This is a genomic window from Aeromonas sp. 160P, assembly GCF_055193095.1.
In genome coordinates, this window is the sequence record NZ_JBUXKV010000001.1 from 3,345,453 (window position 1) to 3,357,585 (window position 12,133).

Sequence of the window (12,133 nt, forward strand, 5' to 3'; positions counted from 1 at the left end):
AGCACGACAGCTACTGCGTGCAGGCCGCTCTTCTGCTATATTACGGCCCCACTATCTTTTCCAGATGGTGATTGGTGCAACGCTGCCGATCACCCATTGAGCCCAAGGCTCACCTCAGGAGTGTCTCTCGAACATGTCATTTAACGAACTGGGTCTGTCCCCGCACATTTTGCGGGCCGTCAAGGAGCTGGGTTACGAGCAGCCAACCCCCATCCAGCAGCAAGCGATTCCGGCCATTCTGGCCGGTCAGGATGTGCTCGGCGGCGCTCAGACAGGCACAGGCAAAACGGCCGGTTTCACCCTGCCAATGTTGCAGCGACTGCTGGTCAACCACGGGCGTAGCCGCCGTCAGGTGCGGGCGCTGGTGCTCACTCCGACTCGCGAACTGGCCGCCCAGGTGGGTGAGAGCATCACCAAATATGCCCACCACCTGCCGTTTCGTACCCTGATCGCCTACGGTGGCGTCAGCATCAAACCCAACCTCGATGCCATCAAGCTGGGTGTCGATATTCTGGTCGCCACCCCGGGCCGCTTGCTCGACCTGCTGACTCAAGGTGCACTGACCCTGAACCAGCTGGAAGTGCTGGTACTGGATGAAGCTGACCGCATGCTCGACATGGGTTTTATCGTCGACATTCGCCGGATCATGAAGGCACTGCCTGCCGAGCGGCAAACCCTGCTGTTCTCTGCCACTTTCTCCAACGAGATCAAGGCGCTGGCCGATGACTTGCTCAAAGAGCCCACCCTGATCGAGGTTGACCCGAGCAATACCGCCGCCGAACAGGTGACTCAGCGGATCATCGAAGTCGATCGGGAGCGCCGTCGTGAGATGCTTTCTCATATGATTGGCCGTGGCAACTGGCAGCGGGTGCTGGTGTTTGTCCGCACCAAGCAGATCGCCGATCGCCTCGCCCAGCAGATGCAAAAAGATGGCCTCAATACCGTGGCTATTCACGGTGACAAGAGCCAGGGCGCCCGCAACCGGGCACTGGCTGATTTCCGCAGCGGCGCCGTGCGGGTGCTGGTCGCCACCGATATCGCCGCCCGCGGCCTCGATATCGATCAACTGCCCTATGTGATCAACTTCGAACTGCCGCAAATGGCAGAGGATTATATCCACCGTATCGGCCGAACTGGCCGTGCCGGTCGTGGTGGTGAAGCCATCTCGCTGGTCAGCCATGACGAGCTGGATCAACTCAAAGCCATCGAAGCACTGATCGGCCAGTCTCTGCCACGGGAGATCATGGCCGGGTACGAGCCCAGCGGTAAGGTGAGCCGCCAAACCCTGCCAGGTAGCAAGCCGGTGCAAAACCCGCCCCGTGACCGCGGCCATGCCAACGCCAAGAGCAATGCCAAAGGCAAACCCGCGGCAGGCAAAGGTAAAGCCAAGAGCGATGCCCCCAAAAAACCGGCACCAGCCCGTAAACGGGAAGTGGTCGGTGAAGATATCGGCTTTACCCCGATGCGCCGCCTGCCCAAGACCATGCGCGACAGCTATCAGGACAGCAGTGACGAATAACTCACGCCCTGAGCTGCCGCTCTAACCCCAAGAGGGAGCCAATATGGCTCCCTCTTTCGTTATAAACGTTGGCAGTTGCACTCAGCTGTTCAGCTCAGGATCAGACCAGTGAATGACCCACAGCGGCGGTGCCATGGTGAGGCGGCGCTGAACCATCGCGCGGATTGAGCTGCAAGAACTCGAACAAGCCAGCCTGCATATTGACGTTCCAGAAGCGGCCAGCGAGGGTGAGTTGCAGTCGTGCGCTCTCTATCTCGGCCAGCCCGTGCTGCTGCCAGGCGGCAAAGAGCGGCATAAGATGAGTCAGCAAAGGCGCAGGCAGACGATCCAGCGCCAGCACACCACTATCGAGGGCTCCTCTAAGCACACCATCCATCCGCCCATTGGGATTGCGCCCCATCACCATGCCGGGCGCCCGCTTGCCGTTAGCCAGCGCGTCGTGCCAAGGGGCCAGATCCCGGCCATACATCAGGCCATGACCATGAACACTGCCCCCTGCGCCAGCGCCAAAGGGGAGGATCTCGGCGCCGCGCTTGGCCATCTGGTTATAACGGCTCTGTTCGGCCTGGCTGCGCCGCCAGTGGCTGCACGATAGGCGCTCCCAGCCGTGGGCTTCCAGTTGCGCTCCGCCATAGGCATACATGGCCGCTCGCTGCTGGCCGTCGGCTATCCAACCCAATGTGCCCTTCTCCTGCGCCCTATCCAGATTGGTGCCCTGCATGGCGATCAACTGGTAGAGATCGACCCCGTGCACCCCGCTCGCCATCACATCGCGGATATCCTGCTGCCACACGGTATCATCCTGACCGGGCAGACCGAAGATGAGGTCTGCCACGATCACCGCCGCATCATCCCGGGTCAACTCGCCAAGACGGGTCAGCAGGGTATCCCTGTCATCGAAGCGGGCCGCCTGCTGGCGCACTTGGGTATCAAAGCTCTGTACCCCGAACGAGAAGCGGTTGAAGCCACCCGCCAGTGCCGTCTGCCATTTTTCATCATCAAAACCGTTGAGCCGCCCCTCCAGCGTCACCTCGGCATCGGCCGCCAGCGGAAAACGGCGGATCACCTCGGCCAGCATCGCCAGCTCGTCGGCGCTCATATCCGTCGGCGTGCCGCCTCCTACATACACCGCCGAAAAAGTCATGCTCTGCACCAATGGCGTCTCTGCTGCCTGAGCCAGCGACCCGCAGAGCGCATTGATGTAGCGGTTGATCCGCGCCGGATTGGCGCCATTTTCAAAAAAATTGCAGAAGCTGCAACGCTTACGGCAAAACGGAATGTGGATATAGAGGGCTCGCTCTTGCGCATCGCTTTCTCGCTGCCACCAGCCCTGCCAACCAGCCTCATCCAGCGGGAAGGGGCGCATCCCTCCCCGACTGGCGTGAGCCGAGGTCTTGGCGCTAAAGGCAAATTTAAGGGGGTCCGGTGAGGCAATGCCGGTCATTGAGGGGGTCAGATTCATGATGGTCACTATTCAGCAAATAATGACAATGATAACGATTATCGTTACTGGTGATTTGTTCTGGATCAACCCGAGGAGCCGCGCCACTGCCGGAGGGTATTTTGGCAACCTGCATTACCGATCTTCTTAACAGATTATTTACTCAAGAGCGGTTATTGTGTGCCGATAGAGAACCATCTCCCGCCGTTTCTTCGTCTACGATCAAGATGATACGGGATCACATAACAACACCAAGCGCATGGAACTTGCCCAAGATGCATAACCTCTCCTTGAACTGGAAGATATTCCTCCCTCTTGCGCTGGTCATCAGCACCACCTTTGGCCTCTGCTTCGAACTCTCCGCTTGGCTGCAACGGGATCTCGCCATCCGGCTGGCGGGAGAGAAAGTCGAGAGCGCGGCCAACACCTACATGGATCAGCTCAACGTGCTGATGATGACCGGTGGCATGGCCAACCGGCAGATAGTGCAGACCAAGCTCAAGAGCGAGGCTGGTATTGTCGAGGCGCGGCTGATCCGTGCCCCCGCGGTCAGCAACCTGTTTGGCCCGGGTCACTCTGATCAAAAAGCGCAAGATGCACTGGATGAACGAGCCATCACTCAGGGAGAAACCATCCTCCAGCAACAGGGCAACCAGCTCACCCTGATCAAGCCGTTCAAAGCCTACAAGGAGTATCGCGGCACCCAATGCACCAGTTGCCATCAGGTCAATGAGGGGACAGTGATGGGGGCGGTGCGGATCAGTTATGACCTCAGCCACACCTTCGGCGAGATCCGCCACAACAACCTGATCCTCAGCGGCAGCCTGGCCGCCGTCTTCAGCCTCGGCTTCGGCCTGCTCTGGTGGGTGTTACAACGCTACGTAAAACGCCCGCTGCGTCAGTTGCAACTCACCATGATCCAGATGGCCAAAGAGCGTGACCTGGCCCTCCCCCTGGTCAATCACAGCCGGGATGAACTGGGCCAGATGACCCGCGCCGTCAATGACATGGTGCAGGGATTTCGCCACAGCCTGCAGGAGGTGGAAGGCGCCACCCACCAGCTCTATCAGGAGTCGAACCAGATCCGTCAGATCGCGACCCAGACCGAAAATTCGGCCAGCCAGCAAGAGGGGATGACCACTCAGGTCGCCGCAGCTGTGAGCGAACTGGCCGCCAGCTCTCACGAAGTGCGCGAACACGCCCGCCGCAGCGCCGAGCTCTCCGCCCTCACCAATCAGGATGCCGCCAACACCAGCCGCCTCGCCCAGCACTCCATCACCGATATGGACGAAATGTCGGCCGAAATTGATCGGGTGGATCAGGTGATCCAGCAGCTCGACAGTCGCTGCCTCGCCGTTGACAGTGTGCTGGAAGTGATCAAGGGGATAGCCGATCAGACCAACCTGCTGGCGCTGAACGCCGCCATTGAAGCGGCCCGGGCGGGCGAACAGGGACGCGGCTTTGCGGTGGTGGCCGATGAAGTACGAGCCCTATCCAACCGCAGCCGCGCCGCCAGCGAAGAGATCTCCCAGATGATCGCCGCCCTGCAAAAAGAGGCCCAGAGCGCAGTTACGGTGATCGGGGATGCAAAAAGCAAGGCCGGTGAGAGCATCAGCAAGACCGAAGCGACCCTGGCGGCCATGCAGAACATCATCGAACGCATCGCCAGTATCAACGACCTCAACGCCCAGATGGCCCAGTCGGCCGAAGAGCAGGATCGGGTCTGCCATGAGGTAGACAGCTCGGTGAGCGATATTCGCAACACCTCCAACGACACTCTGGGTCAGGCCCACGCCGCCAACCTCGCCAGCATCCAGCTGGTAGAGCAGTGCCAGAAACTGGAGGCGCTGCTTAAAACCTACCGTTGGTGATCGCTGTGGCTCAGCAAAAAAAATCCGATGCCTGTACAGGTATCGGATTTTTCACTTATCAAATTGACCGATCACATGTTGACGCTATGTGGGATCACTCATCAACCATGTTGGCGGCTTAAGCCCGTTTTTCCTCAAGCCATGCCCCCTGGCTCTGCATCTCGAACAGCTGGGCATAATGACCGCCGAGGGCCATCAGTTCACCGTGGCTGCCCCGCTCGTTCACCTGACCGCGGGAGAGCAGCAGGATCTCGTCTGCATCGACAATGGTGGAAAGTCGGTGAGCGATGGCGATGGTGGTGCGGCCACGACGCGCCGCAGAGATCGCCTGCGACAGCGCCAGCTCGGTCTGGGAGTCCACACTGGCGGTTGCTTCGTCCAGAATGAGGATGCGCGGATCCCCCACCAGCGCGCGGGCGAACGAGAGCAGCTGACGCTGACCGGCGGAGAGGTTCTTGCCCCCCTCCTCCATCAGGGTGTTGATCCCCTCTGGCAGGCTGCGCACAAACTCGGCCAGCTGTACCTCGGTCAGTGCTTGCCAAAGCCGCCCCTCATCGATGCCAGCGCGGCCAAGGCGCAGGTTTTCTGCCAAAGTGCCGACGAAGATAAAGGGATCCTGCTGCACCAGCCCGATCGTGCGACGCACCGCCGCCAGCGACAGCGTCTCTAGCGAGTGATCATCAAAACGGATTGCTCCTTGGTCTAGCGGATAGAAGCCCATCAGCAGACTGATGATGGTGGACTTGCCGCTGCCGGTATGGCCTACCAGCGCCAACATCTGACCGGGTCGCGCAGCAAAACTCACCTGTCGCAGCACCTGTTGCTGGCCATCATAGGAGAAAGTCACCTTATCAAAGCAGACCCGTCCTTGCAGATCCTGGTGCGCGCCATCGGTACTTTCACGCGGCTCATCAAGCAGGGCAAACACCCGCTCCCCCGCCACCATCGCCTGCTGCAGCTGGTTGAGCTGGTTGGTCATCTCGATCAAGGGTTCGATCATCCGCCCCAGATAGCTGATAAAGGCATAGAGCACCCCCACCTGAATGGCCCCCTCTGCACTTAATCCCTCTTTGGCAAACAACGCCAGCAAACCGATCAGCACCATCATGTAAAACATGTCGATCAGCGGGCGCAGCAAGATGCCATTGATCTTGAGACTCTTGAGCCGGGCCGACCAGTGTTGCTGGTTAACCTCGGCAAAGGCGTTGGCGAAATGATGTTCTTGTACCATCGCCTGGATCACTGGCATTCCCTGCAGCGACTCGTTAAGGCGACTGTTGATATCGGACAGCAAACTGCGGGTCACTCGTACCACCGGTACACTCAACTTCTGATAAAGCCACATCACAGCCATTACCGCAGGCAGCAAGGTCGCACAGACCAGCATCAAGCGCAGATCCAGCAATGCCATCGAGATGAGAATGCCGCACAGCAGCACCACCTTTTGCACCAGCATCCCGATCACCTGCACATAGAGGTTCATGATGGCTTCAGTGTCATTGGTGATCCGGGAGATGAGGGAGCCCGAACGATGCTGGTCAAAATAGCGAACCGGCAACCGGATGGCGGTAGCAAACACCTGCTCACGCAAGGTCTGCACCACCGCCTGGGCGATGCGGTTAAAGCGCAGTGATTGCAAATAAAAACCCGCCGCAGAGAGTACCTGCAAGGCCAGATACCCGGCAGCAATCGCACCGATGGCAGGCCACACGATATTGCGCGGTGCCAGATAGTCATCGATGAAGGTCTTGATCAGCAGTGGCCCTGCCACTTCAGCACCCGTCGCCAGTAACAGGCAGATGCCAGCTTGGATCAGCCAACGCGGATAACGGGCACAGTACCCTAGCAGCCGTTTGATAGTCGGGTTCACAGGCTCTCCTCCACGTCTTGTTCCAGACGCTGGTAGCGCACCATGTCAGCATACCAGCCATCGTGTGCCATCAGCTCCTGATGACTACCCCGCTCACTGATCACCCCCTGCTCCAATACCAATATCTCGTCGGCCTGTTCCACCGCCGTCATCCGGTGGCTGATCAGGATCAGAGTGCGATCATGGGCCTTGAGCGCATGGAGGATCTGCTGCTCTGTATGGGCATCTACCGCCGACAGCGCATCATCAAGTACCAGGATCGGTGCCTCCAGCAGCAGGGCGCGGGCAATGGCAAGCCGCTGTTTTTGGCCACCGGAGAGGGTGACGCCCTTTTCACCCACCTCGGTCTCATACCCCTTGGGGAAACGCACAATATCATCGTGGACACAGGCGATACGCGCCACCCGCTCGATCTCCTCACGACTGGCCTGTGGTTTGCCAAGAGCGATGTTAGCCGCAATGGTGGTTGAAAACAGGAACGGCTCTTGCGGCACATAGGCAAACTGGCTCCGCAATGCCCCCAGCGACAGCTGCTCAATGGTCACGCCGCCCATCACTATCTGGCCTGCAGTGGGATTGGCAAGGCGCATCAACAGCTTGAGCAAGGTGCTCTTGCCAGCACCGGTGCGTCCCACCACCCCGAGCATACCGTTGCGTTGCAGGGTAAAATCCACATCCTGCAGCAGGGTACGTTGCTCCAGCCGATAGCTCACCGCCTCGACATGAAGGGGAAACGCTGCAATAAACGCCGTGGGATGAGCTGGTTCTTCAATGTCGCTGCGTTCGCCAAGCAGGCTCTCGATTCGGGAATAGGCAGCGCTGCCCCGTTCGATGATGTTGAACAACCAGGCGATGGCAAACATCGGCCAAATCAGCTGGCCAAGATACATGGTAAAGCTGGTGAGCTGCCCCAGGGTCAGTTCATCTTGCAATACCAGCGCACTCCCCCCCGCCACCGCAAGAAAGTAAGAGCAACCGATACAGAGATAGATAACCGGATCAAACTTGGCATCGATACGGGCTACCGCCATGTTGCGATCCCCGGCCTGTCTTGTCAGCTCGGCAAAGCCTTCATCTTCAAGGGACTCGACCGCATAGGATTTGAGCACCCGCACGCCGGAAAGGGCTTCCTGGGTCTTGTTGTTGAGCTTGGAGAACGTCCCCTGCGCCGCCTTGAACTGGGTGTAGATCTGAGTGCCGAAACGGTTCATGAAATAGGCCATCACCGGCAGCGGTAACAACGAGATCAGTGTCAATTGCCAGGAGTACTGGCTGCACATGATGGAGAGCACCAGCACCCCGACCATGATGGAGTCCACCAGTGTCAGCACCCCTTCGCCGGCGGTCATCTCGACCGCCTGAATGTCGTTGGTGGCATGGGCCATCAGATCGCCGGTACGGTGGCGCTGATAAAAATCGGGGCTCATGCGGGTGAAATGGCTGAACAGCCGATTACGCAAAACATAGGCCAGCCGGTATGAGGCGCCAAACAGCATCACCCGCCAGACGTAACGCAACAGATAAATCAGCAGACCGAGACCAAACAGCCCCGCCAGATAACGCATCAAGGTGCCATTATCGAGTTCTCCCCTGGTGATGCCATCCACCACCCAGCCCACCACTTTAGGCGGGATCACCGTCAACAGGGCCACCATCAACAGCAGAGAGATGGCGGCCAGATAGCGAGGCCACTGCTCCTTGAAAAACCAGCTCAATCGTAAAAAAACGCTCACACCACCAACCTTTAGCGTTATCTGTCGGTGACCACTCGTCAGAGCAGCCACCAGGCAAGCCACGCAAACTGAGAAAAATGAAAACAATCGCCTCCAACTGGAGGCGATTAAAACGAAAGCTCATCATATCCTGAACCTGCATGGTTGAGAATAATTACTATTTAATTCACTGTGACATGTGATCATCCCCTGATGAATAGGGATTGTGCGAATTATCATGCTGCTCACCTGTGAGCAAAAAGTGTGACACCTCTTCCCGCGTCTGACTGAAAACGTATTGCAACTGCGCCAGATCCACCTCGTTCAGCACCTCTTTTTGCCTTAAACGCCACTCCAGATCTCCGCTGACCATCTGCAAGCGAACCGCCGAGATATTGGCCGACACCCCCTTGAGGGTATGTAACAACTTGCTGGCCAGCTCGGGTTGCTGACAACGCAAGGCGGAGCGGATCTCCCACAGATCGTCCTTGTGCTCCGACATGAACAACTTGAACAGGATCTGCAACGCCTCCTTGTCCTGCTCCAACCGTTTGAGGGCCTCCTGCAAATCGAGGATATCCATCTGATCGGGTGGCCTGACCTCCACCAGTCCACTGCGTGCAAAGTCCTGCGGTTTTACCCACTGTAGCAAGTTGTTATAGAGTTCCAGCTTGCTGACCGGTTTGGTGACATAGCCATTCATCCCAACGCCCAGACAACGATCCTTATCGCCAGGCATAGCGCTGGCGGTGAGGGCAATAATGGGCACATCGTGCTTGTCGACCATTTTGCGGATCTGGCGGGTGGCATCGAGACCATCCAGCACCGGCATCTGCAGATCCATCAGGATCACATCAAAAGGTTGCTCAGCAACCCGCTCTACCGCTTCCCGACCATTACTCACCACACAGACCGTTGCATCAACCCGACGCAGATACTCCATGATCAGCTGTTGATTGACCCGATTATCTTCGGCCAGCAACACCCGGGTGCCTTGCAACAAGGATTTAAAATGCTGTTGATCGCCCTGCACCTCCGCCTTGCGCAGATGCTGATCGTAGGAGCTGCCGTTGAGCACCTCATCCACCTTGGCCAATAACCCGTTTTCGGTCATCGGTTTGGACAAAAAATGGGTCAACCCCATACTGTCCATTCTGGTGTGCAACCCCTCCTTGGCCCAGGCACTGATCATCAGGATAGGGATCTGCCGCCACAGGCTATGCTGATACATCTCCAGTGCCAGATCGAGCCCGTCTTCCTGGCCCATGCGCCAGTCGAGAATCGCCAGACGCAGGTTTTGCCCCTCTTCCCATAGCACCTGACGGGCACGAGAAAGGCTGTTGACTGACAATACCCGCACTCCGGCACGGGTCAGGATGTCACGGGCGAGATCCAATACCAGCTCATTGTCATCCATCACCATCACTAGCGGCTGGTGCTCAAAGAATACCCGGTGCCCGGATACACCATACGCCGCCGTGGCCATCGGAATATCAAACTGAAACCGCGAACCAACGCCGGATTTGCTCTGTACGGTGATTTTTCCCCCCATCAGTTCCACCAGCCGCTGGGAAATATTGAGCCCCAAACCAGAACCGCCATATTTACGGGTATTGCCCGCCTCCAGCTGGGTAAACGCCTGAAACAGCTGAGTCTGTTTCTCCTCGGCAATACCAATTCCGGTATCCCGCACACTGAAGCTGACCCTCATCGGATGGGCATTGACCAGCTGGATGGAGACTTCGACCTCACCACGCTCGGTAAACTTGATGGCATTGTTAACAAGGTTGACCAGTACCTGTCCCAGCCGCAGGGGATCCCCACGCAAGAAAACCGGCACCTCCGGCGACTTGCGAATGATCACCTCCACATGTTTGCGCTCGGCCAGATCGGCAAACATGCCCGCCAGAGAATCGAGCTGCTCGCTGAGATCGAAGTCAATCTCTTCGAGGGTCAGCTTGCCGGACTCCACCTTGGTCAGATCAAGGATGTCGTTGATAAGCAGCAGCAAGGTGTCAGAGGAGGATTTGATCTTGCCCAGATAGTCCCGTTGCTGCTGATCCAGTTCGGTCTGCAGTGCCAGCGAACTGAAGCCAATGATGGCGTTCATGGGGGTGCGGATCTCGTGGCTCATATTGGCCAGAAAATCGCTCTTGGCCTGGGCCAGCAAGCCGGTATGGCGCGACAATTCACTCAGCTTATGATTACGGCGCCACAGGGTATAAGCGACCAGACCAAAGCAGATTAACGCGCCACCCAACACCATCAGATAGAAGCGATTCATCAAGGCAGTGGCGCGCTCCAGCTTGTCGGTCTTCCAGCTGATAAGCGTGTCAACCACATGCATATCGATGAGTCGATAACGTAGGGTGTGATACGCGACCACCTGCTGGCTCATGTCCTTGCTCAGGCGGATCAGCGCGATAACCCCCGGCTCACTACCATAACGGGATTGCAGCTGTTGTTGCAGCAGCGCCAGCTGCTGTTGTTCATTTTTATCCCAGCTACGCTGCAAATAGTTGGTCAGCTGTACCAGCTCAGCGACATCGCGCTGTAGTGCGCTGTCTGCCTGAGTGATCTCGCGCATTTTGAGCGCCTGGGCCTGCAGTGGCGACTCGAGATATTCAATGGCCATCTCCATGGCGTGGAGCTTGGCCAACTCCATCAGATAAACATCCATATCTGCCAGCAGCGCTTGCGACAGAGGGTCTTGCTCAGCGGCAGGATCGCTGCGGATGTGGCGAACAAAACCGTCAAGGATGATGGATAACTGGCTGAGGCGCTGCTGGATATTACTGTCGTTGGCCTGCTCCCGCCCAAGCAGATAGACGGTATCGGCGTTGATCCTGTTTAGCACCACTTCTGCCGTGCTATTGAGCTCCTTCACCTGCTGTTGTTGACTGAGCAACTGCCAGCAGTAACCTGAAAAAGCGAGCAATACGGCTGTGATCAGCACTGCCACAACACGGTTCTTCCGTGATCCTTTTTTCATCCCGTCTCGACTCTCATCTGGTGGTCGCTGAATTATCCGGTTGGGCGATAAACCCAGAGGGAATTATCCACTCCCGCCGGTCACTGTGTTACCGTTATTTCACTGTAATGTTGCTGTTGTTTCATTCTGCCCCCCCATCATATCTGCGGCCGGAGCCGATCTTGAAGGAGACAATTATGTCATTTATCACTACTTATTGTAGCCACTGCTTTACCAGAAACCGCCTGCCCATCACCCATATCGACACATCAGCCAAATGCGGCCATTGCAAGGCGTCAGTATTCAGCCAGACCCCGGTCCTTGGACGAGCAGATCAATTTGATACCCTGATCAACTCCGATATTCCGGTAGTGGTCGATTTCTGGGCCAGCTGGTGTGGCCCCTGCCAGCAGTTTGCCCCTGTATTTCATGATGTTGCCCATGAGCTCGAACCCCGGATGCGCTTTGTCAAAGTCGATACCGAGCAGCAGAGCGCCATTGCCGCCCGTTACGCCATTCGCAGCATTCCCACTTTCATCGTATTCAAGCAGGGCAACATAGTGGATCAGATAAACGGTTCGCTACCCAAGAGTATGTTCAAGCAGTGGCTGGAACAGTTCATGGATGTTTGATTTATGCTGCAAACATGTTTTATTCATGTTTAATTTCGCGCATTTTTATCAATCACTCTGTGAGTCGTGACTGATTTTGAGGAATGCAACCTGTTTCAAACAGGTGAACAGATGTAA

At 57.2% G+C, this 12,133-nt stretch carries 7 protein-coding genes; 3 read left to right on the forward strand and 4 right to left on the reverse strand.

All coding sequences use genetic code 11. The features are described from left to right. The first annotated feature begins 133 nt into the window (after positions 1 to 133). Positions 134 to 1,519 carry a DEAD/DEAH box helicase gene (locus ACY8FN_RS15590; RefSeq protein WP_042019238.1) on the forward strand — a complete coding sequence of 462 codons (1,386 nt, stop codon included), beginning with the start codon at positions 134 to 136 and terminating at the stop codon, positions 1,517 to 1,519. A 100-nt stretch (positions 1,520 to 1,619) separates the two neighbouring features. Here ACY8FN_RS15590 and hutW read toward each other — a convergent pair whose 3' ends face one another. Continuing rightward, complete coding sequence (hutW, locus tag ACY8FN_RS15595) at positions 1,620 to 2,981, reverse strand: heme anaerobic degradation radical SAM methyltransferase ChuW/HutW (protein ID WP_463100524.1); 1,362 nt, start codon at positions 2,979 to 2,981, stop codon at positions 1,620 to 1,622. Between the two features lie 254 nt (positions 2,982 to 3,235). On the opposite strand from hutW, the gene ACY8FN_RS15600 reads away from it, so the two are divergent. Continuing rightward, entirely contained in the window at positions 3,236 to 4,831 is a 1,596-nt protein-coding gene (locus ACY8FN_RS15600) for a methyl-accepting chemotaxis protein (RefSeq protein ID WP_463100525.1), read from the forward strand. Between the two features lie 118 nt (positions 4,832 to 4,949). Here the strand turns inward: ACY8FN_RS15600 and ACY8FN_RS15605 are convergent, their stop codons facing one another. From ACY8FN_RS15605 to ACY8FN_RS15615, 3 genes are all read right to left on the reverse strand, one after another. Beyond that, positions 4,950 to 6,701, reverse strand: a complete 1,752-nt coding sequence (locus ACY8FN_RS15605) for an ABC transporter transmembrane domain-containing protein (RefSeq protein WP_463100526.1) — start codon at positions 6,699 to 6,701, stop codon at positions 4,950 to 4,952. Next, positions 6,698 to 8,434 carry an ABC transporter transmembrane domain-containing protein gene (locus tag ACY8FN_RS15610; RefSeq protein ID WP_463100527.1) on the reverse strand — a complete coding sequence of 579 codons (1,737 nt, stop codon included), beginning with the start codon at positions 8,432 to 8,434 and terminating at the stop codon, positions 6,698 to 6,700. Before ACY8FN_RS15610 ends, ACY8FN_RS15605 begins: the two co-directional genes overlap by 4 nt. A gap of 166 nt (positions 8,435 to 8,600) precedes the next feature. After that, positions 8,601 to 11,405 (reverse strand): hybrid sensor histidine kinase/response regulator, encoded by a 2,805-nt coding sequence (locus ACY8FN_RS15615; protein ID WP_463100528.1) that lies wholly within the window; start codon positions 11,403 to 11,405, stop codon positions 8,601 to 8,603. A gap of 176 nt (positions 11,406 to 11,581) precedes the next feature. On the opposite strand from ACY8FN_RS15615, the gene trxC reads away from it, so the two are divergent. After that, positions 11,582 to 12,016 carry a thioredoxin TrxC gene (gene trxC, locus ACY8FN_RS15620; RefSeq protein WP_463100529.1) on the forward strand — a complete coding sequence of 145 codons (435 nt, stop codon included), beginning with the start codon at positions 11,582 to 11,584 and terminating at the stop codon, positions 12,014 to 12,016. Positions 12,017 to 12,133: the final 117 nt, after the last annotated feature.